This window comes from Pseudomonas sp. B37(2017) (assembly GCF_002112885.1).
Classification (GTDB): domain Bacteria; phylum Pseudomonadota; class Gammaproteobacteria; order Pseudomonadales; family Pseudomonadaceae; genus Aquipseudomonas; species Aquipseudomonas paraglycinae.
In genome coordinates this window covers 37,188-56,039 of record NZ_NEIX01000015.1, presented here as the reverse complement: position 1 = coordinate 56,039, position 18,852 = coordinate 37,188, and the positions used below count along the sequence as shown (strand labels likewise).

12 protein-coding genes are annotated in these 18,852 nt (G+C 61.7%); 6 read left to right on the top strand and 6 right to left on the bottom strand.

What is annotated here, in order from left to right; all coding sequences use genetic code 11:
* Positions 1-140: 140 nt before the first annotated feature.
* Positions 141-2,525, top strand: coding sequence for a diguanylate cyclase (locus CAF90_RS26635; RefSeq protein WP_085609034.1), 2,385 nt, complete (start codon positions 141-143; stop codon positions 2,523-2,525).
* A gap of 141 nt (positions 2,526-2,666) precedes the next feature.
* Here the strand turns inward: CAF90_RS26635 and dacB are convergent, their stop codons facing one another.
* Positions 2,667-4,127 carry a D-alanyl-D-alanine carboxypeptidase/D-alanyl-D-alanine-endopeptidase gene (dacB, locus tag CAF90_RS26630; protein WP_007952030.1) on the bottom strand — a complete coding sequence of 487 codons (1,461 nt, stop codon included), beginning with the start codon at positions 4,125-4,127 and terminating at the stop codon, positions 2,667-2,669.
* 234 nt (positions 4,128-4,361) lie between these two features.
* On the opposite strand from dacB, the gene CAF90_RS26625 reads away from it, so the two are divergent.
* Complete coding sequence (locus CAF90_RS26625; protein ID WP_007952029.1) at positions 4,362-4,706, top strand: YggL family protein; 345 nt, start codon at positions 4,362-4,364, stop codon at positions 4,704-4,706.
* A gap of 61 nt (positions 4,707-4,767) precedes the next feature.
* On the opposite strand, the gene CAF90_RS26620 is transcribed toward CAF90_RS26625, so the two are convergent.
* Entirely contained in the window at positions 4,768-5,958 is a 1,191-nt protein-coding gene (locus CAF90_RS26620; RefSeq protein ID WP_085609033.1) for a benzoate/H(+) symporter BenE family transporter, read from the bottom strand.
* Between the two features lie 224 nt (positions 5,959-6,182).
* Between CAF90_RS26620 and CAF90_RS26615 the strand changes: the two genes are divergently transcribed.
* Positions 6,183-6,947 carry a GntR family transcriptional regulator gene (locus tag CAF90_RS26615; protein WP_007952027.1) on the top strand — a complete coding sequence of 255 codons (765 nt, stop codon included), beginning with the start codon at positions 6,183-6,185 and terminating at the stop codon, positions 6,945-6,947.
* 187 nt (positions 6,948-7,134) lie between these two features.
* Here CAF90_RS26615 and guaD read toward each other — a convergent pair whose 3' ends face one another.
* From guaD to xdhA, 4 genes are all read right to left on the bottom strand, one after another.
* On the bottom strand, positions 7,135-8,439 hold the full coding sequence (guaD, locus tag CAF90_RS26610; protein WP_085609032.1) for a guanine deaminase: 1,305 nt from the start codon (positions 8,437-8,439) through the stop codon (positions 7,135-7,137).
* 13 nt (positions 8,440-8,452) lie between these two features.
* Positions 8,453-9,310: a xanthine dehydrogenase accessory protein XdhC gene (xdhC, locus tag CAF90_RS26605; RefSeq protein WP_085609031.1), complete on the bottom strand. Its 858-nt coding sequence runs from the start codon at positions 9,308-9,310 to the stop codon at positions 8,453-8,455.
* A 137-nt stretch (positions 9,311-9,447) separates the two neighbouring features.
* Positions 9,448-11,847 (bottom strand): xanthine dehydrogenase molybdopterin binding subunit, encoded by a 2,400-nt coding sequence (gene xdhB / locus CAF90_RS26600; RefSeq protein WP_085609030.1) that lies wholly within the window; start codon positions 11,845-11,847, stop codon positions 9,448-9,450.
* Entirely contained in the window at positions 11,840-13,294 is a 1,455-nt protein-coding gene (xdhA, locus tag CAF90_RS26595) for a xanthine dehydrogenase small subunit (protein ID WP_085609029.1), read from the bottom strand. Before xdhA ends, xdhB begins: the two co-directional genes overlap by 8 nt.
* Before the next feature lie 266 nt (positions 13,295-13,560).
* Between xdhA and CAF90_RS26590 the strand changes: the two genes are divergently transcribed.
* From CAF90_RS26590 to zipA, 3 genes are all read left to right on the top strand, one after another.
* Positions 13,561-14,220 (top strand): GntR family transcriptional regulator, encoded by a 660-nt coding sequence (locus CAF90_RS26590; RefSeq protein ID WP_085609028.1) that lies wholly within the window; start codon positions 13,561-13,563, stop codon positions 14,218-14,220.
* Positions 14,221-14,222: 2 nt separating this feature from the next.
* Positions 14,223-17,711 carry a chromosome segregation protein SMC gene (gene smc / locus CAF90_RS26585; RefSeq protein ID WP_085609027.1) on the top strand — a complete coding sequence of 1,163 codons (3,489 nt, stop codon included), beginning with the start codon at positions 14,223-14,225 and terminating at the stop codon, positions 17,709-17,711.
* Positions 17,712-17,969: 258 nt separating this feature from the next.
* A complete protein-coding gene (gene zipA, locus CAF90_RS26580) occupies positions 17,970-18,836 on the top strand; it encodes a cell division protein ZipA (protein ID WP_007951644.1) in 867 nt (288 codons plus the stop codon).
* Positions 18,837-18,852 lie beyond the last annotated feature (16 nt).

Below are 18,852 nucleotides of genomic sequence, written 5' to 3'. Positions count from 1 at the left end.
GCAAAATTGGATCCACAGAGCCTTGATTTTTAAAGGCTCTTGGATCCGTTCAGAGCTAGCCAAATTAGTGGCTAATAGCTATAACTCACACACGGCCGATGGGGTTTTTCCCGCAGATGCTGACGTAGTGAGTGGCTTTTATGTCGTTGCACCCCGTGCGCCCGAAGATATTGGGTTTTATCAGCGAAGAAGTCTCGGCCTGGCTGGTCGCGCTGCTGGTATTGCTCGCCGGCGGGATTCTCACGGGGCTGCTCGCCTGGGGCACCCTCAATCAGTTTCACAGCCAGTTGCGCCAACGCTTTCAGCTGCTGGCGAACGAGCGCTACAGCCGGATCGAAGAACGTTTTCAGGATCAGGAGCAACGCCTCGATGGCCTGCGCCGGTTCTTCGCCAACTCCGAATCGGTGTCTCGCGCCGAATTCGACGGCTACACCCAACCTTTATTACTGCGCACCCAGGCCTATTCGTTCGCCCTGCGGGTGAGCGGCGCCGAGCGTGCAGCCTTTGAACAGCGGGCGCGGGATGAAGGCCTGAGCACCTTCAGCGTGCGCGAACTCAATGCCCGCGGCGAACTGCAACTGGCTTCGGCCCGCGATGAATACGTAGTGGTGTTGTACAGCCAGACCCAGAGCCGGCTCGGCTCGCCGCTGGGGTACGACTTGCTGGCCCAGCCGCTGCGCCGCACGACCCTGGAGCGCGCCGACCAGATTGGCGGCCTGGCGGTGTCGCAGCCGATGCATCTGGTGGCGATCGAACCCGCCTATGCGCGCGGCGTGCTGCTGGTCGGGCCGGTGGTGCGTCCCGGCGAGACAAAGTCATTCGGCTACGTGATGGCCGTCATCAGCATGCGTCAGCTGCTGGCGGACGGTTTGCCGGATGCGTTCCATGATTATCTGTCGGTGCGCATTCTTGATCTGTCTACCAACGATCAGCATGAAGTGCTGTTCGAATCGACCAATGAACCGGCGCCGAGCGATCTTTCCGCTACCCGGCTGGTGCGCATGGCCGATCACGACTATCAGGTGGATATCCTGCCGAGCGAGGCGTTCATGCAGGCCAACCATTCGGCGGTGGGTAGCGTGGTGGTGCTGGGCGGGTTGCTCAGTCTGCTGTTGAGCGCGCTGCTTTATGTGCTGGTCAGTCAGCGCCAGCGCGCGTTGCGCATGGTCGAGTTGCGCACTCAGGAACTGCATGAGCGTGAACAGGAACTGCGCGGCACCCACGGCCAGTTGCGCGGGGTACTCAACGCGGCGACCCAGGTGGCGATCATTGCCACCGACCTGCGCGGCGTGATCAACACCTTCAACCCCGGCGCCGAGCAGATGCTCGGTTATCTCAGCAGCGAAGTGGTCGGCCACATGACCCTGGAAAACCTGCACTTTCCCCGGGAACTGGTGGCCCGCGCGGCGGAGCTCAGCGCTCGTTATGGCAAAACCATTCCGACCTGTCAGGCGATGCTGGTGGAGGGCGGCGAAGTCGGCGGGCACGAGGCGCGGGAATGGACGCTGGTGCGCAAGGACGGCAGCCACATCCCAGTGAACATGCTGGCCACGCCAGTGCTGGACGAGCAGGGGCTGTGGGTCGGACATCTGGCGATCTGCATCGACATCACCGAGCGCAAACGCGTGCACGAAGCTCTGGCCGCGCGGGACGTGCTGTTGAAGAAACTCAGCGCCCACGTTCCCGGCGGGATCTATCAATTCAAGATGGAGTTCGACGGGCGCTTCAGTGTGATCTACGCCAGCGACGGCATCCGCGAGATCTACGAGCTGGAGCCGGACGTGCTGCTGCTCAACGCCGAAGCCATTTTCACGCGCATCCACCCGCAGGACGTCAGCCGCGTGCGCAAGTCGATCCGTGCCTCGGCAGACAACCTCAGCCCGTGGCGCGAGGAATACCGCGTGCAACTGCCCGAGCGCGGCCTGCGCTGGGTTCGCGGCGAGGCGACCCCGGAGGAACTGCCGGGCGGCGGCGTGCTGTGGCACGGTTATATCTCCGACATCTCCGACCTGAAGCGGGTTGAAGAAGAGTTGCGCGCGCTGTCGGTGACCGACGCACTGACCGGCATTCACAACCGGCGCTATTTCCAGGAGCGCCTGACCACCGAAATGGCCCGGGTCGAACGTGGCGGTGGCGAGTTGTCGGTGATCATGCTCGATATCGACCACTTCAAGCGGATCAACGATCAGTACGGTCACGCAGCGGGCGACCGCGTGTTGCAGGCGGTCTGCGAGCGCATCGGCCATCGTCTGCGGCGTACCGACGTGTTCTGCCGGTTGGGCGGCGAAGAGTTCATGGTGCTGTGCCCGGACATCGACGGCGATCACGCGCACATGCTGGCCGAAGAGTTATGGCAAAGCCTGCGCGGTGCGCCGATCGACGTGGTGGGGGTGGTGACGGCCAGTTTCGGGATTGCCAGCTGGCGACCCGGGGAGGGCGCGGACGCGTTGTTGCTGCGGGCGGATTCGGGGGTTTATGCGGCGAAGCAGGGCGGACGGGATCGGGTTGAGCGGCAGATGAACTAGATATCGAGCCCGTGATCGTTCCCACGCTCTGCGTGGGAATGCCTCCGGGGACGCTCCGCGTCCAGTGACGCAGAGCGTCACGGGCTGTATTCCCACGCGGACGGTTCGACGCCTCGACGTGGGAACAATCATTTACGGGGATTACAAAACCGAAGCGGTCTGCGGCGTCCGCGGCTGCTTGTACAGATCCAGCAGCACCTGATCCAGCACCGACGACGCGCCGAACGGGGCCTTGTCGTTGAGGATCGCCACCACCGCCCAGGTGTTGCCGTTGACGTCGCGGCTGAAGCCGGCGATTGCCCGCACGGTGTTCAGGGTGCCGGTCTTGACGTGGGCTTCGCCGCGCATCGCGGTGGTTTTCAGGCGTTTGCGCATGGTGCCGTCGGTGCCGGCAATCGGCAGCGAGCTGATGTACTCGGCGGCGTACGGGCTGTGCCAGGCCGCCTGCAGCATGCTGGCCATCTCACGGGCGCTGACCCGCTCCGAACGCGACAGACCGGAGCCGTTCTCCATCACCAGGTGCGGCGCGGTGATGCCTTTCTTCGCCAGCCACTGACGGACCACGCGTTGCGCGGCCTTGGCGTCATCGCCGTCGGCGTCGTTGCGGAATTTCTGGCCCAGGCTCAGGAACAGCTGCTGAGCCATGGTGTTGTTACTGTATTTGTTGATGTCGCGGATGATTTCCGCCAGATCCGGCGAGAACGCCCGGGCCAGCACTTTGGCGCTGCTCGGGGTCGGGGCCAGACGATCCTTGCCCTGGATGCTGCCGCCCAGTTCCTTCCAGATCGCCCGCACGGCGCCAGCGGTGTAGGTCGCGTGGTCGAGCAGCGACAGGTAAGTCTGCGAGCTGCAGCCTTCGCCCAACTGGCCGGCCACGGTCACGGTCACGCTGCCATCGGCCTGCGGCACCGGGTTGTAGCGCACGCCGCCGGTGCACTGTTTGGAGTTGAGCGCTTTGACGGTGTTTTCGATGTTGATGCTGGCAATCGGCGGTTCGACCGAGATCAACACCCGGCCATTGTCGTTGCGGGCCACGAAACGCAGGGCCTTGAGGTTGACCAGCAGCGAATCCGGCTTGACCAGGAACGGCTTGTTCTCGTCGTTGCCGTCATCGTTGAATTCCGGCAGTTGCGGCTGCACGAAGAAGCTGCGATCAAGCACCAGATCACCGGTGACCTGGGTCACGCCATTGGCGCGCAGGTCGCGCATCAGCAGCCAGAGTTTTTCCATGTTCAGCTTCGGATCGCCGCCACCCTTGAGGTAGAGGTTGCCGTTGAGGATCCCGCCGTTCAGGTCGCCGTCGGTGTAGAACTCGGTTTTCCACTGATGGTTGGGGCCGAGCATTTCCAGCGCCGCGTAAGTGGTGACCAGCTTCATGGTCGAGGCCGGGTTGACCGAGACGTCGGCGTTGTACACGGTCGGCGTGCCCGGGCCGTCCAGCGGCACCATCACCAGCGACAGGGCAGTGGGCTGCAGCTTGCTGGCCTTGAGGGCTTTTTCGACGTTGGGGGTCAGGGCGGTGTTGATGGTGGCAGCGGAGACGGGCAGGGCCAGCGGCAGAAGAAGACCGGCCAGGAGCAGAGGACGCAACGATTTGATCATATGAAATAAAACCCTACAGCCGAGGGGAAAAAAGACGAGGACATGGATGAAAAGGCCCTCAGTGGTCATGAAAGTGTCGGCATTATGCCCCAAGGTGTAACAGCTTGTGCCTTTCGCAAGGGCGCCAATTCGTTATTTTTTTACAGGCGGTCGCACGCACGTCCCAGAGAGTCGGGCAATCGCCGGCTTAAACTGGTAAAGTGCCGGCCGTTATTACTTAAGAGGATTGTTCCAATGGCGACTAACCGTTCCCAGCGTCTGCGCAAAAAACTGTGCGTCGATGAATTTCAAGAGCTGGGTTTCGAACTGAACCTGGGCTTCAAAGAAGACCTGTCCGAAGAAGCCATTGACGCTTTCCTCGAAGCATTCATCAAAGAAGCCATGGAAGCCAACGGTCTGGGCTATGTCGGCGGCGACGACTTCGGTCTGGTTTGCCTGCAGAAGCGTGGTTCGGTCTCCGAAGAGCAGCGCGCTGCTGTTGAAGCCTGGCTGAAAACCCGCTCCGAGCTGACTTCTACTGAAATCAGCCCGCTGCTGGACGTTTGGTATCCGGAAAAGCCGATCAACGCGGCTAAGTGATACTGAAAAAAACGGCGACCTGAGGGTCGCCGTTTTTTTATGCCTGCTTTTTAACCAGGCCTCAATCCTTGCGCCAGTTGAGGATCAGCAAGGTCAGCACCCCCGCGACAATCCCCCAGAACGCCGAACCGATGGAAAACAGCGTCAGCCCCGACGCCGTGACCATGAAGGTGATCAGCGCCGCTTCCCGTTCCTTCACTTCGGTCATGGCGATGCTCAAGCCGTTGATGATCGAGCCGAACAGCGCCAGCGCAGCAATCGACAGCACCAGCTCCTTCGGCAGCGCGGCAAACAGTGCCGCCAGCGTGGCGCCGAACACCCCGGCAATCCCGTAGAAAATCCCGCACCACACCGCAGCGGTGTAGCGTTTGTTGCGATCTTCATGGGCATGTGGCCCGGTGCAGATCGCCGCGCTGATCGCCGCCAGGTTGATGCCGTGGGAACCGAACGGCGCAAGCAGCAAGGAAGCGATGCCGGTGGCGGTGATCAGCGGCGAGGCCGGGACGTTGTAGCCGTCGGCGCGCAGCACGGCGATGCCGGGCATGTTCTGCGAGGTCATCGCTACGACAAACAGCGGGATGCCGATGCTGATGGTCGCGGCCAGGGAAAAGTGCGGCGTGGTCCAGACTGGTGTCGCGACTTCCAGATGAAAGCCGCTGAAGTCCAGCAAACCCATGAAGCCCGACAGCGCGGTGCCGATCAGCAGCGCAGCGAGCACCGCATAGCGCGGCGACAGGCGTTTGACGATGAGATAAGTGAAGAACATCCCCAGCACCAGGCCGGTGCGGTGTTGCGCGGCGACGAAGATTTCGCTGCCGATCTTGAACAGAATCCCCGCCAGCAGCGCTGCCGCGAGGGACGCCGGAATCTTTTTCACCAGCCGTTCGAAGCTGCCGGTCAGGCCGCAAATGGTCACCAGTACCGCGCAGGTGATATAGGCGCCGATGGCTTCGCCATACGTAACGCCGCCGAGGCTGGTGATCAGCAACGCCGCGCCGGGTGTCGACCAGGCGATGGTAATCGGCGTGCGATAACGCAGGGACAGGCCGATCGAGCACACCGCCATGCCGATGGAGATCGCCCAGATCCACGACGAAATCTGCCCGCTGGTCAGGCCCGCCGCTTGCCCGGCCTGGAACATCAGCACCAGCGAACTGGTGTAGCCGGTCATCATCGCGATGAACCCGGCGACGATGGCGGAGGGCGATGTGTCCGCCAGCGGGCGCAGTCGGGTGTGGGTAATTTCGTTCATGACAGCGGCGTTCCTTGTTCAAGCCACGGATTTCGGGTTTAAGCCTAAACTCAAACGTAACGGAGCGTTGCAATACAGCCAAAGCCACAAACAGCCGTACAGTCGTGTTGCCACCTTCCATTGTGTACAATCGCGCTGTTTTTTACGCGATACTTGCCAGCGACCCACTGTGCCGTATTACAGTCACGGTCAATTCGCCGCAGTTCTTCCCGACTCGAGTGCCCATGAACGAACAGTTGCAACCCCTCAAGAAACAACCGCGAGCAGGCAAAGCCGGCCGCAGCGGAACCCAGGACGATATTGTCTATGCGCATATCTTCGAGGCCATCCTCGAACAGCGTCTGGCGCCCGGCACAAAGTTGAGCGAAGAAGCGCTGGGGGAAATTTTCGGGGTCAGCCGCACCATCATTCGCCGTGCGCTCTCGCGTTTGGCCCATGAAGGCGTGGTGCTGTTGCGGCCGAACCGTGGCGCGGTCGTCGCGAGCCCGAGCGTCGAAGAGGCGCGTCAGGTGTTCCTCGCCCGACGTCTGGTGGAACGCGCGATCACCGAGCTGGCGGTGCAGCACGCCACCGCCGAGCAGATCGCCGAACTGCGCCAGATGGTCAACGACGAGCGCGACAGCTTCTCCCGTGGCGATCGTGGCGCCGGCATCCGTCTCTCGGGCGAATTCCACCTGAAACTGGCCGAAGCGGCGAAGAACGCGCCGTTGATCAGTTTCCAGCGCAGCCTGGTTTCGCAGACGTCGCTGATCATTGCCCAATATGAAAGCGGCAACCGCTCGCACTGTTCCTACGACGAGCACACCCAGTTGATCGACGCCATCGAAGCGCGCAACGGCGAGCTGGCGGTGGACCTGATGATGCATCACATGGATCACATCGACAGCAAGCTCAACCTCGACGAGGAAAGCGCGTCCGACGATCTGCATGCGGTGTTCTCGCATCTGTTGCAGACCAAGAAGCCGGGGCGGCCGGCGGTCAAGCTCTGAGGCGAATCGACAGGCAATAAAAATCCCCCGGACTGCAAAGTACCGGGGGATTTTTTTTGTCCGTCTGATCGTGATGATCGTTCCCACGCTCAGCGTAGGAATGCAGCCCGTGACGCTCTGCGTCACTGGACGCGGAGCGTCCCCAGAGGCATTCCCACGCAGAGCGTGGGAACGATCGAGCAATCAATTAGCGCTGGTGTACCAGCGCGCCTGCCGCATAGGTCTGGGCCACAGTGCGGTCATCGCCCAGGGTCATCAACACGAACAGCGTCTCGGCAATGTTGTTGGCTTGCTTCAAGCGGTAGCTCAGCAGCGGCGTGGCGTTGTAGTCCAGCACCAGGAAGTCGGCGTCGGAGCCCGGTTGCAGGTTGCCGATCCTGTCTTCCAGACGCAGTGCCCGCGCACCGCCGAGGGTGGCGAGGTACAGCGACTTGAACGGGCTCAGGCGCGCACCTTGCAGCTGCATCACCTTGTAGGCTTCGTTCAGGGTTTGCAGCAGCGAAAAACTCGTGCCGCCGCCGACGTCAGTCCCGAGGCCGACGTTCAGCTTGTGCTTTTCGGCCATTGGCAGGTTGAACAGGCCGCTGCCGAGGAAGAAGTTCGAGGTCGGGCAGAACGCGACCGCCGAGCCGGTCTCCGCCAGACGCGCGCATTCGTCGTCGCACAGGTGCACGCCGTGGGCAAACACCGAGCGCTCGCCGAGCAATTGATAGTGATCGTAGACGTCGAGGTAGCCTTTGCGCTCCGGGAACAGCTCCTTGACCCACTCGACTTCCTTGAGGTTTTCGCTGATGTGGGTCTGCATGTACAGATCCGGGTATTCGCTGAGCAACTGGCCGGCGAGGGTCAGCTGTTCCGGGGTGCTGGTCGGGGCGAAACGCGGGGTGACTGCATAGTGCAGACGACCCTTGCCGTGCCAGCGCTCGATCAGCGCCTTGCTGTCGACGTAGCTCGATTCCGGGGTGTCGGTCAGGTAGTCCGGCGCGTTGCGATCCATCATTACCTTGCCGGCGATCATCCGCAGGTCCAGCTTCTCGGCGGCTTCAAAGAACGAGTTCACCGATTGCGGGTGCACGCTGCCGAACACCAGCGCGGTGGTGGTGCCGTTGCGCAGCAGTTCCTTGATGAAAATGTCCGCCACTTCATCGGCGTGGGCCTTGTCGGCGAACTGGCTTTCGCACGGGAAGGTGTAGGTGTTCAGCCAGTCCAGCAGTTGCTCGCCGTAGGCGCCGACCATGCCGGTCTGCGGCAAGTGGATGTGGGTGTCGATGAAGCCCGGGGTGATCAGCGCATCCTTGTGATGCGTGATCTCGATGTCCGCCGGCAGGGTCGGCAGCAGTTCGCTGGCGTGGCCGAGGGCGCTGATCTTGCCGTCATCGACCACCAGCAGGCCGTCCTCGAAATACTCGTAGGAGGCTTCGATGCCGACCTCGGCAGGGTCGGCGATGCTGTGCAGGATGGCGGCGCGGTAGGCTTTGCGAGTCAGAGGCATGAGGGTTCTCTAATCAGTTTGAGGCTTTGAGTGTGGCGGCCTGACTGCGGCGCGAAACCGGCAGCAGTTTGGCAATCGGTTCGGCGCTGGCGGTGTGCTGGCCGAAATTGGCGTTATAGGTGGCGATAATTTCGCCGGCGATGGAGATGGCGATTTCCACAGGCAACTTGCCTTTGACTTCGCCGATGCCCATCGGGCAGCGCATGCGTTGCACGACACTGGCGTCGAAACCACGATCACGCAAACGGTGTTCGAACTTGGCCCGTTTGGTCTTCGAGCCGATCAGGCCGAACCAGGTGAAGTCGTTACGCTTGAGGATCGCGGCGGTGAGTTCCAGATCCAACTGATGGTTGTGGGTCATGACGATGCAGTAGCTGCCGGCGGGCAGGTCGTCGATTTCATCCACAGGCTCCTCGGCGACGATTTTGCGCACGCCGTGGGGAATCTGCTCGGGGAATTCCTCTTCCCGGGAATCGATCCAGCGCACCCGGCAGGGCAGGCTGGCGAGCAAGGGTACCAGCGCGCGACCGACATGGCCGGCGCCGAACACGGCGATCTGCGCCTGCACCTGGCCCATCGGTTCGAACAACAGCACTGTGGCGCCGCCGCAGCACTGACCGAGGCTGGCGCCGAGGCTGAAGCGCTCCAGATGGGTTTCCTGCTTGCCGCTGGCGAGCATCTCGCGAGCGATCTGCATGGCTTTGTATTCCAGGTGCCCGCCACCGATGGTGTCGAACGTCTGGCGGGCGCTGACGACCATCTTCGAGCCGGCATTGCGCGGCGTCGAGCCGAGCTCTTCGATGATCGTCACCAGAACGCAGGGTTCGCCCTGGTTCTGCAGGTCGGCGAGGGCGTCGATCCAGTTGTACATGTTCACCTCGACATCTGTCGTTGTCTGTTCGGGCCTCTTCGCGAGCAAGCCCGCTCCCACATTGAATTTGCACAAGTCCAACAGTCAGCGCATATCACTGTGGGAGCGGGCTTGCCCGCGAAGGCCGCACCTCGGTCTTAGAGCGGAGCCAACTCGGTTTCAGCTTCTACGGCTTTCACCGCCTTGAGCTGGCGCATCTGCTCGCAACCCCACAACACCCGCTCCGGGGTCGCCGGCGCGTCGATCTTCGGTTGATGCTTGTAGTCACCAAGGCTGGCCACCGCATCCTTGATCGCGCACCACGCAGCGATGCCGAGCATGAACGGTGGCTCACCCACAGCCTTGGAGTGGAACACCGTGTCTTCCGGGTTCTTGCGGTTTTCCACCAGCTTCACCCGCAGGTCCAGCGGCATGTCCGCCACGGCCGGGATCTTGTAGCTGGCCGGGCCGTTGGTCATCAGCTTGCCCTTGTTGTTCCACACCAGTTCTTCCATGGTCAGCCAGCCCATGCCCTGAACAAAACCACCCTCGACCTGGCCGATGTCGATGGCCGGGTTCAGCGAGGCGCCGACGTCATGGAGGATGTCGGTACGCAGCATCTTGTACTCGCCGGTCAAGGTGTCGACGATCACCTCGCAGCACGCCGCGCCGAAGGCGAAGTAGTAGAACGGCCGACCACGGGCCTGGCTGCGGTCGTAGTAGATTTTCGGGGTCTTGTAGAACCCGGTGCTCGACAGCGACACCTGATTGAAATACGCCAGCTGGATCAGCGCTTCAAAGGTCAGGATATGGTCACGAACCCGCACGTGGCCGTTGTGGAATTCCACGTCCTCTTCGCTGACCTTGTAGTGCCGCGCGGCGAATTCGACCAGTCGCTGCTTGATGATCTCGGCAGCGTTCTGCGCGGCTTTGCCGTTCAGGTCGGCGCCGCTGGAGGCCGCGGTTGGCGAGGTGTTCGGCACCTTGTCGGTGTTGGTCGCAGTGATCTGCACGCGGTCCATTTCCACCTGGAACACTTCGGCCACGACCTGCGCGACTTTGGTGTTCAGGCCCTGGCCCATTTCCGTGCCGCCGTGGTTCAGGTGAATGCTGCCGTCGGTGTAGACGTGCACCAAGGCACCTGCCTGGTTGAGGAAACTGGCGGTGAAGGAAATGCCGAATTTTACCGGGGTCAGCGCCAGGCCTTTTTTCAGGATCGGGCTGTTGGCGTTGTAGCGACGGATCGCTTCGCGGCGCTCGGCGTACTGGCTGCTTTCTTCCAGTTCGGCGGTCATCTCTTCGAGCATGTTGTGCTCGACGGTCTGGTAGTAATGGGTGACGTTGCGCTCGGTCTTGCCGTAATAGTTGGCCTTGCGCACGGCCAGCGGATCGAGGTTGAGGTGACGGGCGATGGCGTCCATCACTTCTTCGATCGCGACCATCCCTTGCGGGCCGCCGAAACCACGGTAGGCAGTGTTCGACGCGGTGTTGGTCTTGCAGCGGTGACCGTTGATGGTCGCATCGCCGAGGTAGTACGAGTTGTCCGAGTGGAACATCGCCCGGTCGACAATCGAGGCCGACAGGTCAGGCGAGCAACCGCAGTTACCGGCCAGATCCATGGCGATCCCGTGCAGGCGCCCGGTGCTGTCGAAGCCGACGTCGTACTCGACGTAGAACGGGTGGCGCTTGCCGGTCATCAGCATGTCTTCGACCCGTGGCAGGCGCATCTTGGTCGGCTGGCCGGTGAGGTGCGCGATCACTGCGCACAGGCACGCCGGGCTGGCGGCCTGGGTTTCCTTGCCGCCAAAGCCACCGCCCATGCGGCGCATGTCGACCACGATCTTGTTCATCGACACGTCGAGGACTTCGGCCACCAGTTTCTGCACTTCGGTGGGGTTCTGGGTCGAGCAGTAGACGATCATGCCGCCGTCTTCGGTCGGCATCACCGAGGAGATGTGGGTCTCCAGATAGAAGTGTTCCTGGCCGCCGATGTGCAGCGTGCCTTGAATGCGATGTTCGGCCGTGGCCAGAGCCGTGGTCGAATCGCCGCGCTGATGGGTGTGGCTGTCGAGCACGAAGTGGCGCTTGCGCAGGGCTTCGACCACGTCCAGCACCGGTTCCAGATCTTCGTATTCGATGATCGCAGCCATGGCGGCTTTGCGTGCGGTTTCCAGGTCTTTCGCGGCAACGGCCAGCACCGGTTGACCGACGAACTGCACGTCATCGATGGCCAGCAGCGGATCGCCCGGCAGCAGCGGGCCGATGTCTTTCAGGCCCGGCACGTCTTCGTGGGTGATGGCGATGCGCACGCCTTCGAAGGCGTAGCAGGGCTGGGTGTCGATGCTGATGATTTTCGCGTGGGCGCGATCCGACAGCCGCGCGTAAACGTGCAACTGGTTGGGGAATTCCAGGCGGTCATCGATGTACTGCGCTTCACCGGACACATGCTTGGCGGCGCTGTCGTGCTTGACGCTGCGGCCGACACCGGTGGTCAGGTCCTTGGCGAACAATTCAGCCAGTTCAGCTTGAGTTTTCTCTACGCCGTGATGGTTAGACATAAGCGGTCACCCGAGTCTCGATGTGCGGTGTTTGCAGTTCGATGAAGTATTTGCGCAGCAGGTTCTGCGCGCTGAGCAGGCGGTATTCCTTACTGGCGCGGAAGTCCGAGAGCGGGGTGAAATCCTCGCCCAGTGCGGTGCAGGCGCGTTCCACCACTGCGTTGTTGAACGGCTGACCGAGCAGCACGGCTTCGCAATGAGCGGCGCGTTTCGGGATCGCGGCCATGCCGCCGAAGGCGACGCGGGCGTCGGTGATCACGCCGTTCTCGACCCGCAGGTTGAACGCGGCGCAGACGGCAGAGATGTCGTCGTCCAGACGCTTGGAGACTTTGTAGGCGCGGAAACGCTGCTCGGCCGTGGCGCGTGGGACGATGATTTTTTCGATGAACTCGCTTTCCTGACGCGCGGTGACCCGGTAATCGATGAAGTAATCCTCGAGGGCCAGCGTGCGGCGGGTCTCGCCCTTGCACAGCACGATCTGCGCGCCGAGGGCGATCAGCAGCGGTGGCGAGTCACCGATCGGCGAGGCGTTGCCGATGTTGCCGCCGAGGGTGCCCTGGTTGCGAATTTGCAGGGAGGCGAAGCGGTGCAGCAGTTCGCCGAAGTCCGGGTACTCGGCGTTCAGCGCTTCGTAGCAGTCGGAGAGGGCGGTGGCGGCGCCGATTTCAATGCGATCTTCGAAGTGCTCGATGCGCTTCATTTCGGCGACGTTGCCGACGTAGATCATCACCGGCAGCGTGCGGTGGAACTGAGTGACTTCCAGCGCCAGATCAGTGCCGCCGGCCAGCAGGCGAGCCTGTGGATAAGCGTCGTAGAGATCGGCCAGATCGGCGACGGTCAGCGGCACCAGGCAGCGTTTGTCGCCGCTGTTGAGTTCGCCGATCGATGTCGGGGCAATGGCTTTGAGGCGGGAGATGGTTTCCGCTTCGCGGGCGTCGAACTGGTCCGGTTGCTTGCCGCAGCAGGATTGTTCGGCAGCGGCCAGAATCGGCCGGTAACCGGTGCAGCGGCAGAGGTTGCCGGCCAGCGCTTCGTGGGCCTTGGCCTGATCCGGTGCATCGCTGTTCTTTTGCAGGGCGAACAGCGACATCACGAAACCGGGGGTGCAGAAACCGCACTGCGAACCGTGGCACTCGACCATGGCTTTCTGCACGCTGTGCAGTTCGCCCTTGTGCTTGAGGTCTTCGACACTGATCAATTGCTTGCCGTGCAGCGACGAAACGAACGTCAGGCACGAGTTGAGGCTGCGATAGCGAATGTGCTCGCGGCCATCGTCATCCGTCTGCAACTCGCCGACCACCACCGTACAGGCGCCGCAGTCACCGCTGGCGCAGCCTTCTTTGGTGCCGGATTTACCCACGTGTTCGCGCAGGTAGTTGAGCACAGTCAGGTTCGGGTCCAGGGCGTGCTCGCTACGGAGTTCCTGGTTAAGTAAAAACTGGATCACGGAAGGCCTCGCAGACTCATTATTGTTGTTGAGCGACTTGAGCCGAATTTAGCAGGTCTGACTTTTCGGTCAATGGTTTTCTGACTTAAAGGTCAGGAAAAACCGTTTTGTCGCTCAACCACGTGTCTCTTCAGTATTGACCCTCATTGGATCAAGCGCTTTTTTGCGGGATTCGTGCCAAAAACCGCTGTGCGGGCACTCCGCCATGACCGCGCATTGCGCTACACTGCGCCGCTTGTGCAGATCGAAGAGTTTGAAGGACAACCATGACGTTCAAGGCGCCGGACAGCCTCGCCGAGCAAATCGCTCACCACCTCGCCGAACGGATCATTCGCGGCGAAATGAAGCCGGGAGAGCGTATCCAGGAACAGAAGGTCACGCTGGCGCTGAACGTCAGCCGCGGCTCGGTCCGCGAAGCCTTGCTGATCCTCGAGCGCCGTCACCTGATCGCGATCCTGCCGCGCCGCGGCGCCCATGTCACCGAGCTTACGGCGCACAAGGTGCAGAGTCTGTGCACGCTGATGAGCGAGTTGTACATCCTGCTCGGCAACGCAGTGGCCAATGGCTGGCAAGTCCAGTCCGACATGACGCCGTTCGTGCAGATCCAGCAGCGCCTGACCGCCAGCTACGAGCGTCAGGACATCCGCACCTTCGTTGACGACAGCTTCAACGTGATGCGCGCCGCGTACCCGTTCGCCAATAACCCGTACCTGCAGGAAACGGTGGAGAACCTGCAACCGGCCATGAGCCGCGCGTACTTCCTCGCGCTGGAGCAGCGCAAGGCCGAGATGAGCGAATTCCTCGAACTGTTCGAACGCCTGCTCGCCGCCGTCCTCGCCCGTGACCTGCCGCAGATCCGCATCGTGCTGACGGCTTACGCCCAGCGCAGCTGCGATCTGGTGGTGTCCGCCCTGACGGTTGCCTGACCTTGCGGCTCAAGTGCATCAAGCTGGCGGGGTTCAAATCCTTCGTCGACCCGACCACGGTGAACTTCCCCAGCAACATGGCGGCAGTCGTCGGGCCGAACGGTTGCGGCAAGTCGAACATCATCGACGCCGTGCGCTGGGTAATGGGCGAAAGCTCGGCCAAGAACCTGCGCGGCGAGTCGATGACCGACGTCATCTTCAATGGCTCGACCAGCCGCAAACCGGTGAGCCAGGCGAGCATCGAGCTGGTGTTCGACAACTCCGACGGCACGCTGCTGGGCGAGTGGGCGGCCTACGCGGAAATTTCGATCCGCCGCAAGGTGACCCGCGACAGCCAGACGACTTATTACCTCAACGGCGCCAAATGCCGTCGTCGCGACATTACCGACATCTTCCTCGGCACCGGCCTCGGCCCGCGCAGCTACTCGATCATCGAGCAGGGGATGATCTCCAAGCTGATCGAGTCCAAGCCTGAAGACCTGCGTAACTTCATCGAAGAAGCCGCCGGTATCTCAAAGTACAAGGAGCGCCGGCGCGAGACCGAAAACCGCATCCGCCGCACCCACGAAAACCTTGCCCGTCTGACCGACCTGCGCGAAGAGCTCGAACGCCAACTCGAACGCCTGCACCGTCAGGCCGAGGCCGCCAAGAAGTATCAGGAATACAAAGCCGAAGAACGCCAGCTCAAGGCGCAGCTGTCGGCCCTGCGCTGGCAGGATCTGAACGATCAGGTCGGTCAGCGCGAATCGATCATCGGCAACCAGGAAATCAGCTTCGAAGCGCTGGTCGCCGAGCAACGCAACGCCGACGCGGCCATTGAACGCCTGCGCGACGGTCACCATGACCTGTCCGAGCGCTTCAATCTGGTGCAGGGGCGCTTTTATTCGGTCGGCGGCGACATCGCCCGGGTCGAGCAGAGTATCCAGCACGGCCAGCAGCGTCTGCGCCAATTGCAGGACGATCTGAAAGAAGCCGAACGCGCACGCCTCGAAACCGAATCGCACCTGGGCCACGACCGCACCTTACTGCTGACTCTGGGCGAAGAGCTCGATCAACTGACTCCCGAGCAGGAAATCACCAACGCCGCGGCCGAAGAAGCCGCCGCTGCGCTGGAAGACTCCGAAACCGTCATGCACGGCTGGCAGGAACAGTGGGACGCCTTCAACCTGACTGCCGCCGAACCCCGTCGTCAGGCCGAAGTGCAGCAGTCGCGCATCCAGCAGCTGGAAACCAGCATGGAGCGTCTGGCCGATCGGCAAAAACGTCTGGGCGAAGAACGGGCGCTGCTGTCGGCCGATCCGGAAGACGCGGCGATCATGGAGCTCAGCGAACAGCTCGCCGAGTCCGAAGCGACCCTTGAAGATTTGCAGACCAGCGAAGAAGCCCAGGTCGAAAAGCTCGAGCAACTGCGCCAGGAATTGCAGCAAGCGCTGACCGCGCAGCAACAGGCACAGGGCGATTTGCAGCGCCTCAATGGTCGCCTCGCATCCCTCGAAGCCTTGCAGCAGGCTGCGCTCGATCCGGGCACAGGCACCGCTGAATGGCTGAAGGAACACAACCTCGCCGAGCGTCCGCGTCTGGCCGAAGGCCTGAAGGTCGAGGCCGGTTGGGAGCTGGCGGTGGAAACCGTGCTCGGCGCCGACCTGCAAGCGGTGCTGGTGGATGATTTTGACGGCTTCGATCTGTCCGGTTTTGCCCAGGGCGATCTGCGTTTGCTCAGCCCCGGCAATGACGGCGTGCGCGTGGCTGGCAGCCTGCTGGACAAGGTCGAGGCGCAGGTCGATTTGTCGCCCTGGCTCGCTCAGGTCAAACCGGTCGACAGCCTTGAACAGGCACTGGCCCTGCGCGGCCAACTGGCTGCCGGGCAAAGCCTGATCAGCCGCGACGGTTACTGGGTAGGCCGGCACTTCCTGCGGGTGCGCCGCGCCAGCGAAGCCGAAAGCGGCATGCTTGCGCGCGGCCAGGAAATCGAATCGCTGCATCTGGAACGCGAAGAGCGCGAAGCCACGGTCGAGGCCATGGAAGCCCGTCTGCAGACCCTGCGCGCGCAACAGCGTCAGCAGGAAAACGGTCGCGAACATCTACGTCGCTTGCTGCAAGACGAAGCCCGTCAGCAAGGTGAATTGAAAGCCCAGTTGTCCGCCGGTAAAGCCAAGGCCGAGCAGTTGAACCTGCGTCGCACCCGTCTCGATGAAGAGCTGGTCGAGCTCGCCGAGCAGCGCGAACTGGAACACGAAAACATCGGCGAAGCGCGGATCCAGTTGCAGGACGCCCTCGATGCCATGGCCCTTGACACCGAACAGCGCGAATTGCTGCTGGCCCAGCGCGACAGCCTGCGCGAGCGGCTGGATCGCGTACGTCAGGAAGCCCGCCAGCACAAGGACCACGCCCATCAATTGGCCGTGCGTCTGGGTTCGCTGCGTGCACAACATGATTCGACGCGTCAGGCCCTTGAACGTCTGGAAATGCAGGCCGAGCGGCTCACCGAAAAGCGTGAACAGCTCAGCCTGAATCTGGAGGAGGGCGAGGCGCCGCTGGAAGAGCTGCGCCTCAAACTCGAAGAGTTGCTCGACAAGCGCATGAGCGTCGACGACGAACTCAAGACCGCCCAGATCGCTTTGGAAGACGCCGACCGCGAACTGCGCGACGCGGAAAAACGCCGGACCCAGGCCGAGCAGCAATCGCAATTGATCCGTGGCCAGCTCGAACAGCAACGCATGGAATGGCAGGCCCTGACCGTGCGCCGCAAGGCCCTGCAGGATCAACTGCTGGAAGACGGCTACGATCTGCACGGCGTACTCAACACCCTGACCGCCGAGGCCAGCGAGAAGGCTGCCGAAGAGGAACTTGAACGCATCGCCGCGCGCATTCAGCGTCTGGGCGCGATCAACCTCGCGGCGATCGATGAATACACGCAACAATCCGAGCGTAAACGTTATCTGGATGCCCAGGACGCCGATCTGGTGGAAGCGCTGGAGACGCTGGAAAACGTCATCCGCAAGATCGACAAGGAAACCCGTAACCGTTTCAAAGATACCTTTGATCAGATCAATGGCGGTTTACAGGCGCTTTTCCCGAAAGTTTTCGGTGGTGGGCGCGCGTATTTGGAACTGACGGGCGAAGATCTACTCGATACAGGGGTGACGATCATGGCGCAGCCGCCCGGGAAGAAGAACAGCACCATCCATTTGCTCTCCGGCGGTGAGAAAGCCCTGACGGCACTGGCATTGGTTTTTGCGATCTTCAAATTGAATCCGGCGCCGTTCTGCATGCTCGATGAGGTTGACGCACCACTGGATGACGCTAACGTTGGACGCTACGCACGATTGGTCAAAGAGATGTCGCAGACCGTGCAGTTCATCTATATCACCCACAACAAGATCGCCATGGAAATGGCTGACCAGTTGATGGGCGTGACGATGCATGAGCCGGGTTGTTCGCGACTGGTAGCCGTGGATGTCGAGGAGGCGATGGCGATGGTGGATGCCTGAGCCGGCGCTGTCGGAAAAGGTATTTGTAGTCTGTAGGACATATTTACCGGCTTCGACTTGCTGGCCAATCGACATAATCGCGCAAGCCAATGAGACAGACGGTGTAAAGTTGTCTTTGGTCGTGCTAGTTTAATGTCAATTTTTCGTATACGTGGGCAAAACGCCTGTCAGAACATAGAGTTGGCGCCACGTTTTAAAGCGGTTTGCACAGTGTAAACCCCTTATTTTTCAGCATTTTTTATAGAGGCACGGGATTACATGGAAATCGGTCTGCGCGAGTGGCTGATCGTCATCGGCATCATTGTGATAGCCGGTATTCTTTTCGATGGCTGGCGCCGTATGCGCGGCGGCAAGGGAAAACTGAAATTCCGTCTTGACCGAAGTCTGTCCAACCTGCCGGACGAGGACACCAGCGCCGAGCTGTTGGGCCCGGCCCGCGTGCTGGATACCCATAAAGAGCCGCAACTGGACGAACACGATCTGCCATCGGTGAGCATGCCGGCCCGCGAAGCACGCGAGCCTCGCGAATCCGGTTCCAAGCGCGGCAAGCGTGGCAGCAACGGTCCGGCCCAGGGCGACCTGAACCTTGATCTGGATCTGGACGGCGGCCCGAGCTTCAGCAGCCGCGACGATGATTTCGTCGAGCCTGCCACCAAATCGTCGGCGGCAGTGGCTGATAAAGATCAGCCGCAAGCCGAAGAAGTACTGGTGATCAGCGTGATCTGCCGCGATCCGGCCGGCTTCAAGGGCCCGGCACTGCTGCAGAACATTCTGGAAAGCGGTCTGCGTTTCGGCGAGATGGATATTTTCCACCGTCACGAAAGCATGGCCGGCAACGGTGAAGTGCTGTTCTCCATGGCCAACGCGGTCAAGCCGGGTATCTTCGATCTGGACGACATCGACCATTTCAGCACCCCGGCGGTGAGCTTCTTCCTCGGCCTGCCAGGCCCGCGTCATCCGAAGCAGGCCTTCGACGTGATGGTGGCGGCAGCCCGCAAGCTGTCCCAGGAACTGAACGGCGAGTTGAAAGATGACCAGCGCAGTGTCCTGACCGCGCAGACCATCGAGCACTACCGTCAGCGCATCGTTGAATTCGAACGTCGCGCCCTGACCCAGAAGCGTTGATTGAAAAGGTTGCCTC